Source organism: Pseudomonas sessilinigenes (genome assembly GCF_003850565.1).
GTDB lineage: Bacteria > Pseudomonadota > Gammaproteobacteria > Pseudomonadales > Pseudomonadaceae > Aquipseudomonas > Aquipseudomonas sessilinigenes.
This window is the reverse complement of sequence record NZ_CP027706.1, coordinates 5,123,430-5,137,788: the sequence shown is the minus strand read 5'-3', so window position 1 is coordinate 5,137,788 and position 14,359 is coordinate 5,123,430. Positions and strand designations below refer to the sequence as shown.

General features: G+C 61.6%; 13 protein-coding genes and 1 pseudogene. 9 read left to right on the top strand and 5 right to left on the bottom strand.

Annotated features, from left to right (window positions below; genetic code table 11):
* Position 1 precedes the first annotated feature (1 nt).
* The gene (locus tag C4K39_RS23970) at positions 2-1,489 is read right to left on the bottom strand and encodes a helicase HerA-like domain-containing protein (RefSeq protein ID WP_068585201.1); all 1,488 of its coding nucleotides are present in this window, start codon (positions 1,487-1,489) and stop codon (positions 2-4) included.
* A 193-nt stretch (positions 1,490-1,682) separates the two neighbouring features.
* Here C4K39_RS23970 and C4K39_RS32315 point away from each other — a divergent pair.
* Positions 1,683-2,714 (top strand): annotated as a pseudogene (locus C4K39_RS32315) (HAMP domain-containing protein); the annotation flags it as partial.
* Between the two features lie 93 nt (positions 2,715-2,807).
* Positions 2,808-3,572: a methyl-accepting chemotaxis protein gene (locus C4K39_RS32310; protein WP_416220697.1), complete on the top strand. Its 765-nt coding sequence runs from the start codon at positions 2,808-2,810 to the stop codon at positions 3,570-3,572.
* A 58-nt stretch (positions 3,573-3,630) separates the two neighbouring features.
* Here C4K39_RS32310 and C4K39_RS31570 read toward each other — a convergent pair whose 3' ends face one another.
* Both C4K39_RS31570 and purU read right to left on the bottom strand, forming a co-directional pair.
* Positions 3,631-3,801, bottom strand: coding sequence for a hypothetical protein (locus C4K39_RS31570; RefSeq protein ID WP_164487315.1), 171 nt, complete (start codon positions 3,799-3,801; stop codon positions 3,631-3,633).
* A 66-nt stretch (positions 3,802-3,867) separates the two neighbouring features.
* Complete coding sequence (purU, locus tag C4K39_RS23960) at positions 3,868-4,716, bottom strand: formyltetrahydrofolate deformylase (RefSeq protein ID WP_068585197.1); 849 nt, start codon at positions 4,714-4,716, stop codon at positions 3,868-3,870.
* A 348-nt stretch (positions 4,717-5,064) separates the two neighbouring features.
* Here purU and mvaT point away from each other — a divergent pair, with 348 nt between their 5' ends.
* Positions 5,065-5,439, top strand: a complete 375-nt coding sequence (gene mvaT / locus C4K39_RS23955; protein WP_022640534.1) for a histone-like nucleoid-structuring protein MvaT — start codon at positions 5,065-5,067, stop codon at positions 5,437-5,439.
* A gap of 69 nt (positions 5,440-5,508) precedes the next feature.
* On the opposite strand, the gene sbcB is transcribed toward mvaT, so the two are convergent.
* Complete coding sequence (gene sbcB / locus C4K39_RS23950; RefSeq protein WP_124347558.1) at positions 5,509-6,957, bottom strand: exodeoxyribonuclease I; 1,449 nt, start codon at positions 6,955-6,957, stop codon at positions 5,509-5,511.
* Positions 6,958-7,140: 183 nt separating this feature from the next.
* Between sbcB and C4K39_RS23945 the strand changes: the two genes are divergently transcribed.
* Genes C4K39_RS23945 through C4K39_RS23920 form a run of 6 tightly spaced genes read left to right on the top strand, consistent with a single transcriptional unit; the run spans position 7,141 to position 13,904 of the window.
* Positions 7,141-7,866, top strand: a complete 726-nt coding sequence (locus C4K39_RS23945) for an RDD family protein (protein WP_068585192.1) — start codon at positions 7,141-7,143, stop codon at positions 7,864-7,866.
* Positions 7,863-8,843 (top strand): stage II sporulation protein M, encoded by a 981-nt coding sequence (locus C4K39_RS23940; protein ID WP_068585190.1) that lies wholly within the window; start codon positions 7,863-7,865, stop codon positions 8,841-8,843. The genes C4K39_RS23945 and C4K39_RS23940 overlap by 4 nt, the downstream gene beginning before the upstream one ends.
* Complete coding sequence (locus tag C4K39_RS23935) at positions 8,830-10,377, top strand: DUF4129 domain-containing protein (RefSeq protein ID WP_124347557.1); 1,548 nt, start codon at positions 8,830-8,832, stop codon at positions 10,375-10,377. Before C4K39_RS23940 ends, C4K39_RS23935 begins: the two co-directional genes overlap by 14 nt.
* Positions 10,374-11,537 (top strand): DUF4350 domain-containing protein, encoded by a 1,164-nt coding sequence (locus C4K39_RS23930; protein WP_124347556.1) that lies wholly within the window; start codon positions 10,374-10,376, stop codon positions 11,535-11,537. Before C4K39_RS23935 ends, C4K39_RS23930 begins: the two co-directional genes overlap by 4 nt.
* Positions 11,534-12,559 carry an AAA family ATPase gene (locus C4K39_RS23925; RefSeq protein WP_124347555.1) on the top strand — a complete coding sequence of 342 codons (1,026 nt, stop codon included), beginning with the start codon at positions 11,534-11,536 and terminating at the stop codon, positions 12,557-12,559. The genes C4K39_RS23930 and C4K39_RS23925 overlap by 4 nt, the downstream gene beginning before the upstream one ends.
* A 13-nt stretch (positions 12,560-12,572) precedes the next feature.
* Positions 12,573-13,904 (top strand): DUF58 domain-containing protein, encoded by a 1,332-nt coding sequence (locus tag C4K39_RS23920; protein WP_124347554.1) that lies wholly within the window; start codon positions 12,573-12,575, stop codon positions 13,902-13,904.
* An 11-nt stretch (positions 13,905-13,915) separates the two neighbouring features.
* Here C4K39_RS23920 and C4K39_RS23915 read toward each other — a convergent pair whose 3' ends face one another.
* Positions 13,916-14,275, bottom strand: coding sequence for a PilZ domain-containing protein (locus C4K39_RS23915; RefSeq protein WP_068585179.1), 360 nt, complete (start codon positions 14,273-14,275; stop codon positions 13,916-13,918).
* Positions 14,276-14,359: the final 84 nt, after the last annotated feature.

The following is a 14,359-nucleotide window of genomic DNA, read 5'->3' as shown; positions in this document are numbered from 1 at the left end:
CTCAACGACGCTTGCTGCCCCCCAGCAACGACCCCATCAGGCCGCGTACCAACTGGCGCCCCAGCTGATTGGCTGCCTGGCGCATCGCCGACTTCAGTGCCTGGCCAGCTGCCGTCCCCAGGAACTCCCCGGCCCGATCGGCCAGGCTCGGCTCTTCGGCGACCGGTTTGCCAGGCGCCGCTTGGGCATCCGGAGCCAACTCCTTGCGCCCCATCAGCACCTCATAGGCTGATTCACGATCGATAGGCTTGTCATAACGCCCCAGCAGCGGTGAGCTGGCGATCAGGGCTCTGCGCTCGGCGTCGCTCAGCGGCCCGATACGCGACTGGGGAGGCGCTACCAGCACGCGCTGGACCATTTCTGGCGTGCCCTTGTCCTGCAAGGTACCCACCAGTGCCTCGCCAATGCCCAACTCGGTCAGTACCGCCAATGCATCGAAGGCAGGGTTGGGCCGGAAACCGTCGGCGACAGCCCGTAGCGACTTCTGCTCCTTGGCGGTGAATGCCCGCAAGCCATGCTGGATGCGCAAACCCAACTGAGCCAGCACATTGTCTGGCAGGTCGCCTGGCGATTGGGTCACGAAATACACCCCCACGCCCTTGGAGCGAATCAGGCGTACCACTTGCTCGAGCCGGTCCTGCAGGGCCTTGGGGGTACCGGCGAACAGCAGGTGCGCTTCATCGAAAAACAACGCCAGCAGCGGTTTCTCGGCATCGCCACGCTCCGGCAACTGCTCGAACAGTTCCGCCAGCAACCATAAAAGGAAGGTGGCATAGACCTTAGGTGCCTCATGCACCAGGCGGCTGGCATCGAGCAGATGGATGCGCCCGCGCCCGTCCGCGGCCGGCTGCAGTATGTCCTCCAGTTGCAATGCTGGTTCGCCGAACAGCGATTCGGCCCCCTGCTGCTCCAGGGTCGCCAGGCGTCGTAGCAGCGCCTGGCTGGAGCCGGTGGTCATCAAGGCTGCGTCCTCGCCCAATAGCTGCGGGTTGTCCTTGAGGTGATTGAGCAGTGCCTTGAGGTCCTTCAGGTCCAGCAACAACAAACCTTCGCGGTCCGCCACCTTGAACGCGGCATACAACGCCGACTGCTGGCTGTCGGTAAGTTCCAGCAAGCTGCCCAGCAACAGCGGGCCCATTTCACTCAGGGTGGTACGCAAGGGGTGGCCGGATTGCCCATGGACATCCCACAAGGTCACCGGGTAAGCCTGGGGCTGGTGGTTGAGCCAGGGCATCCCGGCAATCCGCTCGGCCACCTTGCCCTGGGGATTGCCCGCCGCCCCGAGACCACAAAGATCGCCCTTGATGTCTGCGGCAAACACCGCCACCCCCGCATCGCTGAAGGCCTCCGCCAGACGCTGCAGGGTGACGGTCTTGCCGGTACCGGTGGCACCGGCCACCAGGCCATGGCGGTTAGCCAGGCGCATGGCCTGGGCGATCGGCTGGCCGTCGAGGCCGGCACCGATGATGAGTTGCGATGAGTCAGGCATTTTGTCACCCCTGGTTAATCTTTGGCCTTACACGGTCGATATTAAGAAATGATGGATCAGAAGTATCTGAAATAAAGGTCAGGTAATTCCTTAGGGACAGATGGAGATATCAGCTTACTTATAACACCGCCTTTTCTGCGCGCCGTTCCAACCCGATGCCCTGGACTCAAAGACCTTAGCGGAACCCCAAGCCATGAACAAAAATCTGCGCTTCAGCCACAAGATCCTGCTTGCCGCCTCGCTTATCGTCATAGCTGCCTTTGCACTATTCACGCTCTATAACGATTACCTGCAACGTAACGCCATCCGTGATGATCTGGACAACTATCTTCAGGAAATGGGCAACGTCACAGCGAAAAATATTCAGACCTGGCTCGCCGGCCGAGCCCTCTTGGTCGAAAACCTTTCCCAGTCGGTGGCCCTGAACCCCGATCCGGCCAATGTCAGCGACCTGCTTGAGCAAAAAGCCGTGACCTCGACATTCATGGGTGCCTACCTGGGCAACAAGGACGGCTCCTTCATCATCCGTCCGGACAGCAAGATGCCGGATGGCTACGACCCGCGCGCGCGCCCCTGGTACAAGAGTGCCGAAAGCACCAATGGTTCGGCCCTGACCGAACCTTATGTCGACCTCGCCTCCGGGCAACTGGTGATTTCCATCGTCGACAGCGTGATCAAGAACGGCCAGCGCATCGGCGCGGTAGGCGGCGACCTGAGCCTGCAGGTGATCGCCGACAGCATCAACGCCCTGGACTTCGACGGCATGGGCTACGCCTTCCTGATCAGCGCCGATGGCAAGGTCCTGGTGCATCCGGACAAGAACCTGGTGATGAAGAATCTCAAGGACATCTATCCCCAGGACACGCCAAAAATCAGCGGCGACCTGAGCGAAGTCAGCGTCGATGGCAAGACACGCATCGTCACCTTCACCCAGATCAAGGGCCTGTCCTCGGTGAACTGGTACATCGGCCTGTCGGTGGACAAGGACAAGGCCTTTTCCATGCTCAAAGAGTTTCGCACCTCGGCGGTCATTGCGACCCTGACCGCCGTGGCCCTGACCATTGCCCTGCTGGGCCTGTTGATCCGCCTGCTGATGCAACCGCTGCACGTCATGACCCGGGCCATGGAAGACATCGCCGACGGTGAAGGTGACCTGACCCGACGCCTGAATATCCAGAACCACGATGAGTTCGGCATCCTCGGCACTGCCTTCAACCGTTTCGTGGAACGCATCCACGGCTCGATCCGTGAAGTGTCCTCGGCCACCGAGCACGTCAACGAAGTTGCACTGCGTGTGGTCAGCGCATCCAACTCATCGATGCTCAACTCCGACGAACAAGCCAGTCGCACCAACAGCGTCGCGGCCGCCATCAATCAACTGGGTGCGGCAGCCCAGGAAATCGCTCGCAATGCTGCCCAGGCCTCGCAACAAGCCAGCGATGCCCGCAACCTGGCCGAAGATGGCCAGCAAGTGGTGGATCGCAGCATCCAGGCGATGAACCAGCTCTCCGACATGATCAGCGCCTCCAGCAACAACATCGAGACCCTCAACAGCAAGACGGTGAACATCGGCCAGATCCTTGAAGTGATCACCAGCATTTCCCAGCAAACCAACCTGCTGGCGCTCAACGCGGCCATCGAAGCGGCACGGGCTGGCGAGGCCGGACGCGGGTTCGCCGTGGTTGCCGACGAGGTGCGCAACCTGGCCCACCGTACCCAGGAGTCGGCGCAACAGGTGCAGACCATGATCGAGGAGTTGCAGGTGGGCGCCCGAGAATCCGTCAGCACCATGAGCAACAGTCAGCGCCACAGCCAGGACAGCGTGGAAATCGCCAACCAGGCCGGGGAACGCCTCAACAGCGTGACTCAGCGGATCGGCGAGATCGATGGCATGAACCAGTCGGTAGCCACCGCCACCGAGGAACAGACCTCTGTGGTGGAATCCATCAACATGGATATCACCGAGATCAATACCCTGAACCAGGAGGGCGTGGAAAACCTGCAAGCGACCCTGCGCGCCTGCTCCGACCTGGAGCAGCAAGCTACACGCCTGAAGCATCTGGTGGGCAGTTTCAGGATCTGAGTATCGGGGCGAGTACCCTTGGACAGGCCGGCTCCTGATCAGGAGCCGGCTGCCAGTCTCAGCGCGATTGCGCTTCGGGATCTTGTTGCAGCTGTTCCCATAACTGCGCAGCCCCCGGGAACTCGGTGCCATCCTCGGCGTCGAGTTCATCGGGGTCATAGCGGCTCAGGCAGCCCTCGCCAAGCACGGCGGGGGCCTGAGAGGTGGCTTTATCCAGAGGATCGGTCATGGGGCTGACCTCATCGATTGCAAACCAGGAGCGGGATATTCAGCACCCGCTCGTGATTTTTTTCAATCAGAACACCACGGTCTTGTTGCCGTGCACCAGCACGCGGTCTTCCAGGTGGTAGCGCAGGCCACGAGCCAGGACCATCTTCTCCACGTCACGACCAAAACGCACCATGTCCTCGATGCTGTCGCTGTGACTGACTCGCACCACGTCCTGCTCGATGATAGGGCCGGCATCCAGCTCTTCGGTGACGTAGTGGCAAGTAGCGCCAATCAGCTTCACACCGCGCAAGGAAGCCTGGTGATAAGGCTTGGCACCGACGAAGGACGGCAGGAAGCTGTGGTGGATGTTGATCACTTGCTGGGCGTATTCCTGGCACAGCTGTGGCGGCAGGATCTGCATGTAGCGCGCCAGCACCACCACGTCCGCACCATGCTCCTTGACCAGGCGCGAGACTTCGGCGAAAGCCGGCTGCTTGTCCTTTGGATCAACCGGGACATGGAAAAACGGAATGCCGTGCCATTCGACCATGCTGCGCAGGTCGTCGTGATTGGAAATCACACAGGGGATATCGCAGTCCAGCTCATTGCTGTGCCAGCGGTGCAGCAGGTCGGCCAGGCAGTGGGATTCACGGCTGGCCATCAGTACCACGCGCTTTTTCTCGGCGGTATCGGTGATCCGCCAATCCATCGAGAACTCTTCGGCGATCGGCGCAAAAGCCTCGCGAAATGCTTCCAGGCCAAACGGCAGGGAGTCGGCACGGATCTCGTGGCGCATGAAGAACCAACCACTCTGGTTGTCCGAATGGTGGCTCGCTTCGGTGATCCAACCGTTATGGGAGGCCAGAAAGTTACTGACTTTGGCAACGATGCCAACGCGGTCAGGGCAAGAAATCACCAACCGAAAGGTGCGCATGAGGGGGAAACTCCAGAACTTCGCAAAGGTCGCCATTCTAGCCATTACGCAGCAAAACTGCAGTATTCATTGCACCTGGGCACCACCGCTAGAGCCCAAGCGGGGCCTTGGCACGGCTTTAACGACTAGTAGTCACGGGACCAAACCAGACACTTGCAGTTAGTACAAAACTAAATTGCGAATAGCACAACAAAAACCCGTGTTCTATTAAATAGCGAAATGGCTCTTACGCCTAAAGACACTAAGAGAGGCAAATAAAACAGCTACATTATGTTTACTTGCACAAACTCCCTGACTATTATTGCCGCACTGTCCTCAGCCACCCAGCGCCCAATAAGGTAGATCTCCATGTCCCTGATCAACGAATACCGTGCTACAGAAGAAGCCATCAAAGAACTGCAAGCACGTTTGAAGAACCTGTCCCAAGACGACAAACTGAAGGCTGAACTGGAGTTCGAAGGCAAACTGCGCAGCCTGATGGGTGAGTATTCCAAATCCCTGCGCGACATCATTGCCCTGCTCGACCCAGAGTCGAAAGTTAAGGCTCCTCGCGCAGCTGTAAAGACCACTGGCACCAAGCGTGCGCGTAAAGTTAAACAGTACAAGAACCCGCACAACGGTGAAGTCATCGAAACCAAAGGTGGCAACCACAAAACCCTGAAAGAATGGAAAGCCAAGTGGGGTGGTGACGTGGTTGAAGGCTGGGCGACCCTGCTGGGCTAAGGCTCGCGGTCTTCTCGGCACTATAAAAAACGCCAGCTAGCTGGCGTTTTTTATGCCTGGAGCGTTTGTTCAAGAACTAGGAGCAGCTTCACTAAGATCCAGGCGTCGAACCAGCGCATGAACATATTCCTGCCACTGCTCAAGGACCTGGCGCTGCATCGAATCAGCACTTAGCAACGCCTGCTCAAGACCTTGACGGAAACTTTCCAAGGTATTGGGCGCGCCCAGTTGCGGATCAAGCAAGCGTTGCCGGCAAAATCCCAGCCACCGTTCTTGCTCAGCGTCGCTCAATGTTTCCGTAAAGTTACGAGCACGGTAGCGGAAGAGTAGTTCAGGCAGTCGCTCATCATCGAATGGCCACTGTTGCCGAGCTAAATTCTGTGGATCTGCCAAGCGCACTTGCTCACACAAGCGTCGATCACGATCACCAATAAAGCCGTCGTACAATTGCTGCTCAGGGTCTTCGCTGACAGCGAACTCATCAGGGCCGTAGATCACTGAAAGTTTATCTTGCCAAACTTCTTGAGCATCCCTCAAAAGCGCAGCACGGCGCTGGTACTCATCCATGTCCAAGTGCAGACGCTGCTGATCTTCAGCCCGCAGGACATTCAACGGCGCGACCACCGGACAGCGGTTGATATGAATCAACTTCAGCGGTACGGGCAACTCACCCTCGGCCAGCTCTTCACGTCGGGTGTACAGCCGTTGGCGCAGCGCCTCGGCGTCCAGGTCCAGGAGCCCCTGGGGATCCAGATGCAGATCGCAGACGATCAGCGCATTGCGATTGCGCGGGTGCCAGGCCAGTGGCAGGACCACACCGACATAATGCCGCGCCGCGGAGAAACGCCCGGAAATGTGCACCACAGGTTGCAACAGGCGAATCTGGTCCATGACACGCTGCTTGCTGCGCAACTGGAACAACCAATCGTAGAGCTTGGGCTGTTTGTCGCGAATCAGCCGGGCCAGGGCGATAGTCGCCCGCACATCGGACAAGGCATCGTGAGCCTGGCCGTGATCGATGCCATTGGCTGCGGTCAGGCGCTCAAGCTTCAGGGTCACCTGCCCTTGCTCCTCTGGCCAGACAATACCCTCGGGGCGCAACGCATAGGCTGCACGCACCACGTCGATCAAGTCCCAGCGACTGTTGCCCCCTTGCCACTCCCGGGCATAGGGATCGAAGAAATTGCGGTACAGGCTGTAGCGAGTCATCTCGTCATCGAAGCGCAAGGTGTTGTAACCCACACCGCAGGTTCCCGGGCGCGCCAGTTGCTCATGCACCCGGGTCATGAATTCAGCTTCGCCCAAGCCACGCTCGGCCAGGCGCTGCGCAGTGATCCCGGTAATCATGCAGGCAGCTGGATGCGGCAGGATGTCGTCGGCAAGCTGGCAATAGAGGTTGACCGGTTCATCAATCTCATTGAGCGCCAGGTCAGTGCGAATACCGGCCACTTGCAACGGGCGATCGTTGCGCGGATTGATGCCAGTGGTTTCGTAGTCGTACCAAAAAAGGGAAGTCACGGCCTGTTCCTGAACTGAAATACCGCTGCAGTCTAGGCGCTCGCACAGGTCCAGGGCCAGCCGCACGAAGGCGTGAGAACCGCCAAAAACGCCTGGATTCGCAGTTAATGATGTCGTTAGACCCTCAGAGGCTGCTAGCATCGGCGCTGGATTTTTCCCATCAGGCCAGCCAGCAGTTTGTCCATGCTTGAGACCACAGCAACGCCAAGGAACGCATCGCTGCCCCCGCCCCTGGATACGCGGTACCAGGTCGAGACGCCCGAAGGCATCGACCTGCCATTGCGTCCAGCGGGACTGTTGGTCCGCACCCTGGCCTTTACCCTCGACCTGGGCATCCGCGGCCTGGTGCTGGGCATCCTCTTCATCGCCCTGGGATTTTTTGGCGAGATCGGCATCGGCATCGGTTCGATCCTGCTGTTCCTCGTCAGCTGGTGGTACATGGTGCTGTTCGAAGTGCTCAACCAGGGTCGCTCCCCAGGCAAACAGATAATGGGCCTGCGAGTCGTGCAGGACGATGGCACCCCCATTGGCTGGAGTGCCTCCCTGACCCGCAACCTGCTGCGCTTTGCCGACATGCTGCCCTTCGGCTACTTCCTCGGGGCCATCAGTTGCCTGCAGCATCCGGCGTTCAAGCGCCTGGGCGATCTTGCCGCCGGCACGCTGGTGATCTACCGCGAGCAATCGGTCAAGCGTCCAGACCTGCCACCCGCCGTGGCGCGCAGTGCTCCCTTCGCCCTGACCCTGAATGAACAGCGGGCGATCCTCGGTTTCGCCGAACGCCAGCCCCAGCTATCGAACGAACGCACCCGGGAACTGGCAGCGATCCTTGCCCAGCCGCTGCACGTACCCACCGCCCAGGCGACTGCCGAACTCAATGGCATTGCCCGAGGCTTTCTGGGAACGACATGAAACAAAGCCTTTTTGAAAGCCGTCACCAGCCCCAATGGCAGCACTTCGAACAACTGCTCGAAAAACTGGAACGCGGCCGAGCCAAGAGCGCGGACTGCCAGAGCTTCGTCCAGGACTACCGACGCCTGTGCCAGCACCTGGCCCTGGCCCAGGAACGTGGCTACAGCAGCTACCTGATCGATCCACTGCAGCAATTGGTATTGCGCGGCCACCAGCAACTGTATCGCCAGCGCACGGCGATCGGCGCCAATGCGCTGGAATTCCTGCTGGCCGGATTTCCTCGAGTGGTTCGCCAGGAATGGCGCCTCGTACTGATTGCCAGCCTGTTGTTCTTCATCAGCCTCCTGGGTATCGGGGTGTTGGTGTACCTGTTCCCCGAACTGATCTACAGCCTGGTCAGCCAACAGCAAGTGACTGAGATGCAAAGCATGTACGACCCATCGGCCGGGCGCCTGGGACGAGCTGCCGAGCGCGCCTCCAGTGAAGACTGGGCGATGTTCGGCTACTACATCATGCACAACATAGGCATCGCCTTTCAGACCTTTGCCGGTGGCTTGCTGTTCGGCCTGGGCAGTCTGTTTTTCCTGGTCTTCAACGGCTTGATCATCGGCGCCATCGCCGGGCACTTGACCCAGATCGGCTTCGGCCAGACCTTCTGGCCCTTCGTCATTGGCCACGGTGCCTTCGAGCTCAGCGCCATCGCCCTGTCCGGGGCGGCCGGGCTGAAAATGGGCTGGGCCCTGATCGCTCCCGGCCGCCTGCCTCGTGGCGAAGCCTTGTTGCAGGCGGCGCGGGTCAGCGTACGCCTGGTCTATGGCGTCATCGTGTTCCTGCTGATCGCAGCCTTCGTCGAGGCCTACTGGTCTTCCATGACCTGGCCTGCGCCGTGGATCAAATACAGCGTCGGCGCTGCCCTGTGGGGCCTGGTGCTGGCCTACCTGACCCTTGCCGGACGTACCCCCCATGCGCCTGAGTGATGCCAGCGTGGTGATCCGCCCACGCAACGCCTGGGAAGCCATGGACCTGGGGATACTCCTGAGCCAGCGCCACAGGCGCCTGTTGATGGCCAGTTGGGCCATTGTCAGCCTGCCGGTATTCGCCCTGCTCAGCCTGCTGTTGTGGCAGTCGCCGTCTGTGGCCGTACTCCTGTTCTGGTGGCTGAAGCCGGCGTTCGAGCGCCTGCCCCTGTTCATTCTGTCCAAAGCCCTGTTCGGCGAAACCCCGACCCTGGGCCAAGCCCTCAAGCAATGGCCGCGCCTGCTCAAGCCACAACTGTTGGCCAGCCTGACCTGGCGCCGTTTCAGCATGAGTCGCAGCTTCCTGATGCCGGTGGTGCAACTCGAAGGCCTGGAGGGCGATGCCCGTCAACGACGCCTGGGAGTACTGCTGCAGCGCAATGCCGGGGCCGCACGCTGGCTGACGCTGATCGGCATGCACCTGGAGGGCGCCTTGTGGATCGGCCTGATGGTGCTGTTCTATTTGTTGCTGCCCCAACAGATTGAGCTGGACTGGAACTGGCAGACCCTGATCGCTGCCGCCCAACAGGACTGGCTATGGCTGGAACACCTGACCAACGCTTTCTATGCCCTGGTCCTGGTGCTTTGGGAACCGATCTACGTTGCGTGCGGTTTCAGCCTCTACCTCAACCGGCGCACCGAGCTGGAGGCTTGGGACATCGAGCTGGTGTTCCGCCGCCTGCGCCAACGCCTGGCCGGCGCCAGCGCGGTCTTGCTGGTGGCAGGCGCGCTCTTGTTGACCCCGACTCAACCGCTCTGGGCTGCTGCCGCCAACTCCGTTGCCGGTCCGCAAAGCCCACGGCTGCTGCAACAGCCACTGACCAGCAAAGCCTCCAGGGACAGCATCCAGGGCATCCTGGATAAGCCCCCGTTCAAGAATCAGGAATCGGTCACCCGCTACCGCTTCGGCGAAGAGCAGCCACAGAAAAAAGCGGCCAAGGGCAAACCACCAGGTTGGCTCAAGAGCCTGCTGGAGAACCTTGGCAACGACAGCTTCGCCAGCCTGGCCAAAGGCCTGGAGGTCCTGCTCTGGGGCCTGTTGCTGGGAGCACTGGCCTGGGTGGTGTGGCGCTATCGCGACTGGCTGCGTACTTTCGTCGGCTGGCGTCCGCGTCCGCGCAAGAAGCGCCCGCGGGCCATTCCTCAACAACTGTTCGGCCTGGAAGTCGGCAGCCAGACCCTGCCGGCCGATGTCGCGGCCCGCGCCGCCGAGCTCTGGCCAACCCAACCCCGGGAAGCCCTGGGCCTGCTCTACCGGGCCTTGCTCAGCCGTTTGCTGGAAGAATTCCACCTGCCCCTCGGAGTCGCCGATACCGAAGGCCAGGTACTGGAACGGATCAAGGGACTGCAACACGCCCCACTGGAAGCCTTCAGCATCGAGCTGACCCGACACTGGCAGAACATGGCCTACGGTCACCAAATACCTGGGGCCGAAGCGCAACCACGGCTGTGTGACGGCTGGCGCGCCCTGTTCGGCCCTGGAGCATCGTCATGACTCGCACGATCTGGGCCATCCTCGCCCTGCTGCTGATCCTGGTGCTCGGTGGCAGTGGCTACTACCTCTACAGGCATGCCACGCCCTATCAGGAGCTGGTGGATCATGGCCCGTCTCCCGAGGCCCTGGCCAACCCCTACCTGGCCGCCGAAATGTTCCTGCGCGAACGAGGCCTCAAGGTGGAGCACGCCAACAGCCTGGAAGCGCTGGCCGACTTGCCCCCCAAAGGCCATAGCCTGCTGATGCTGGAGGAGCGCTCGAACATGAGCCCACAGCAGGCCGATCGCGTCCTGGACTGGGCCCGAGCGGGCGGGCACCTGGTGTTCGTCGCGCAAGCCCTGTGGGATGAAGACACCGAGCAGAGCGGCGACCTGCTGCTGGATCGAGTCCAGATCCACCAGATGCTCAGCGAGGATCTCGAGGAACCTCCGGAGCCGGAAGCGGGCGATGCCTACCCGAAACTGACCAAGGTTCATGTGGACGGCGAACAGGCCCCGGCCTACGTCAGCTTCGACACGGCCTTTCATCTGGACGACCCGGACAGCCTGGCACAGTCCTGGGCCAGCAGTGGCGCGGCCACTCATCTGATCCAGCTCGAGTACGGCAAAGGTAGCGTCACCGTACTGACCGATGCCGATATCTGGAAAACCCCGGCTATCGGCCGCTACGACAACGCCTGGCTGCTGTGGTACCTGAACGTCGATACCACCGTGACCTTGTTGTTCAACACCGATCACCCGAGCCTCTGGCAGTTGCTGTGGAAGAACTTCCCCCAGGCGCTGGTGGCTCTGGGGCTGCTCATCGGCCTGTGGCTGTGGCAAGCGGCTGCCCGCCACGGACCCTTGCTGGAGCCGCCGCCCAAGGCTCGTCGCCAGTTGCTCGAACACTTGCGCGCCAGCGCCGACTTCATCCTGCGCCACGGTGGCCAGGGTCCCTTGCTGCATGCACTGCAAGTGGATATCCGGCGCCGGGCCCGACGCCGTCATCCCGGGTTCGAACAATTGCAACCCGAGGCCCAGTGGGAAGTGCTGGCGCTACTCAGCCAGCAACCTGTCAGTGCCATCCGGCAGGCGCTGCAACCCCTGGCCGGGCAACGCCTTTCCAGCACCGACTTCAGCCACCAGGTCGCCCACCTGCAAACTCTCAGGAATGCCCTATGAGCGAACACCCCGCAGAACCACTTGAACCCTGCGCACCACTGCTGGATCTGACCGACCCGGTCCAACAGCGCCAGCGCGCCAGCCAGTTGGCCCAGGCTGTGCGCCAGGAACTGCAAAAAGCCGTGATCGGCCAGCAAGCGGTGATCGACGATGTGCTGACCGCCCTGATCGCTGGCGGCCATGTGCTGCTCGAAGGCGTTCCCGGGCTGGGCAAGACCCTGTTGGTACGTGCCCTGGCTCGCTGTTTCGGTGGTGAATTCGCCCGCATCCAGTTCACCCCCGACCTGATGCCCAGCGACGTCACGGGACACGCGGTGTATGACCTCCAGACCGAGCAGTTCAAGCTGCGCAAGGGGCCGCTGTTCACCAACCTGCTGCTGGCGGATGAAATCAACCGTGCACCGGCCAAGACCCAGGCCGCCCTGCTGGAAGCCATGCAGGAGCGCCAAGTGACGCTCGAAGGCCAGGCCCTGCCCATTGCCCAGCCATTCATGGTCCTGGCGACCCAGAACCCCATCGAGCAGGAAGGCACCTATCCCCTGCCGGAAGCCGAGCTGGACCGCTTCATGCTCAAGCTGCGCATGGACTACCCGGATGCCCAGCAAGAATTGGACATGGTCCGCCTGGTGGCGCGCTCGACTCGCGCCGACATGCTCGACGTCCAACCCCTGCGCACATTGCTGCAAGCCCAGGACGTCCAGGCCATGCAACACATCGCCAGCGACTTGCCCCTGGACGACCAGGTCCTGGACTACGCCGTGCGCCTGGCCCGGGCCACCCGCAGCTGGCCGGGGCTGATCCTTGGCGCGGGCCCACGCGCCTCCATTGCCCTGGTACGTGGCGGCCGGGCCCGAGCCCTGCTGCGTGGCGGCGAATTCGTGATTCCGGATGACATCAAGGGTTGTGCCATGGCAGTGCTGCGGCACCGGGTACGCGTAGCGCCGGAGCTGGATATCGAAGGCCTGTCCGTGGAGCAGGTGCTCCAGCAGATGCTCGAGCAGATCCCGGCCCCACGCCTGTGAGCAGTCCACACCGATGAAGCCGACCCGTTTGCTGCTGATCTGGCTTGGAGCCCTGGCCAGTCTGTTCATCCCCCTGGGAGCTGCCCGTGCCCTCGGGGTGGCGATTGCTCCACGCCTGGACTCCGTTGCCTGGGGCCTGTTACTGGCGCTGTTGCTGCTGACCCTGCTGGATGCCCTGCGCGCTCTGCGCATGAGTTCGCCACAGGTGCATCGGCACCTGCCTGGCAGCCTGCCCCTGGGACGCTGGAGCGATGTGCAACTGGAGATCCGCCACGACTATCAACAGGCGCTCGATATTCAACTGTTCGATCACCCGCCCCAGGGCCTGGTATTCGAACACCTGCCGCAGACGGTCAGCCTTGAGCCCGAGCATGCCAGCCAGGTGAGCTACAGCGTGCGCCCCGTGCAGCGAGGTCATTTCGACTTCAGCCAATGCGAAGTCAACCTGCCCAGCCCCCTGGGCCTGTGGAGCAGCCGGCGGTTACTGCAAGTTCGCGACAGCACCCGGGTTTACCCGGACTTCGCTCGGCTGTATGGCGGGCAACTGCTGGCGGTCGACAACTGGCTCAGCCAGCTGGGAGTGCGCCAGCGCCAACGCCGCGGCCTGGGCCTGGAGTTCAATCAGTTGCGCGAATTCCGTGAAGGCGACAGCCTGCGCCAGATCGATTGGAAGGCCACCGCCCGCCAGCGTACGCCCATCGCCCGTGAGTACCAGGATGAGCGCGACCAGCAGATCATCTTCATGCTCGATTGCGGACGCCGGATGCGCAGCCAGGACGATGAACTGGCGCACTTCGACCATGCCCTGAATGCCTGCCTGTTATTGAGCTACGTGGCTCTGCGCCAGGGAGATGCGGTGGGCCTGTACAGTTTTGCCGCCAGCCCATCGCGCTATCTGGCGCCGGTCAAGGGTGCGGCCCAGCTCAGTGTATTGCTCAACGGGGTCTACGACCTGCAGAGCAGCCAGCGTCCCGCCGACTACCAGGCTGCCGCCAATGAACTGCTGGCCCGGCAGAAACGCCGGGCGCTGGTGGTGCTGGTCACCAACCTGCGTGATGAGGACGACCAGGAGCTGCTGACCGCCGTCAAGCGCATCGGCCGCCAGCATCGGGTCCTGGTGGCCAGCCTGCGTGAAGAAGTCCTCGACCAGGTACGCCAGAACCCGGTGCAGACCTTGCCCGAGGCCCTGGTCTACAGCTCGGCCATCAACTATCTCAATGGCCGCACCGAGCTCCACGAACGCTTGAGCGCCCACGGCATCGCCCTGCTCGATGCACGCCCGGGAGAACTGGGGCCGGAGCTGGTGAGCCGCTACATGAACTGGAAGAAGGCCGGCAGTCTTTAGCGGCCTGCCGGTCAGGCCGAGGTCTGCAGTGGGTGGAAGCTGAAGTAATGACGCAGCGCCTGCTCCAGCTCCGCCAACTCCGGCGATGCCCGCAACAGGCTGAAGCCACTGTCGTAGTGATGGGGCGTCAAGTCTTCGTGGCACCACAGGCAGCGGGCGCTGAAATCCACCGACTGCGCCTGGCCATCACTGCCTGGCATCTTGATCCGCAACTCGAAGTCGGCACCGACCAGCATCGCAAGCGGGCTGATCAGCATCAGCCCATCGGCCGAGAGATTGCCCAGGTAACCGACAGGCTTGTCGGTGTATCGGTTGAAGACTTTCAAAAAACACGGCAGTTGGTGCCGTTCGATCCGACGTTCCGTGAACATGCTGGGTATCGCTATGGAAAGGTCATTAAGCATGACCGCACTAGTGCTTCGGAACGGGCCCGGTAGCGGCCCGCTCTCCTGATC

Coding starts and splice junctions, on each gene's coding strand:
- C4K39_RS23970 (WP_068585201.1), bottom strand. CDS start 1,489: ATGCCTGACTCATCGCAACTCATCATCGGTGCCGGCCTCGACGGCCAG.
- C4K39_RS32310 (WP_416220697.1), top strand. CDS start 2,808: ATGCTCAACTCCGACGAACAAGCCAGTCGCACCAACAGCGTCGCGGCC.
- C4K39_RS31570 (WP_164487315.1), bottom strand. CDS start 3,801: ATGACCGATCCTCTGGATAAAGCCACCTCTCAGGCCCCCGCCGTGCTT.
- purU (WP_068585197.1), bottom strand. CDS start 4,716: ATGCGCACCTTTCGGTTGGTGATTTCTTGCCCTGACCGCGTTGGCATC.
- mvaT (WP_022640534.1), top strand. CDS start 5,065: ATGTCCCTGATCAACGAATACCGTGCTACAGAAGAAGCCATCAAAGAA.
- C4K39_RS23945 (WP_068585192.1), top strand. CDS start 7,141: ATGCTTGAGACCACAGCAACGCCAAGGAACGCATCGCTGCCCCCGCCC.
- C4K39_RS23940 (WP_068585190.1), top strand. CDS start 7,863: ATGAAACAAAGCCTTTTTGAAAGCCGTCACCAGCCCCAATGGCAGCAC.
- C4K39_RS23935 (WP_124347557.1), top strand. CDS start 8,830: ATGCGCCTGAGTGATGCCAGCGTGGTGATCCGCCCACGCAACGCCTGG.
- C4K39_RS23930 (WP_124347556.1), top strand. CDS start 10,374: ATGACTCGCACGATCTGGGCCATCCTCGCCCTGCTGCTGATCCTGGTG.
- C4K39_RS23925 (WP_124347555.1), top strand. CDS start 11,534: ATGAGCGAACACCCCGCAGAACCACTTGAACCCTGCGCACCACTGCTG.
- C4K39_RS23920 (WP_124347554.1), top strand. CDS start 12,573: ATGAAGCCGACCCGTTTGCTGCTGATCTGGCTTGGAGCCCTGGCCAGT.
- C4K39_RS23915 (WP_068585179.1), bottom strand. CDS start 14,275: ATGTTCACGGAACGTCGGATCGAACGGCACCAACTGCCGTGTTTTTTG.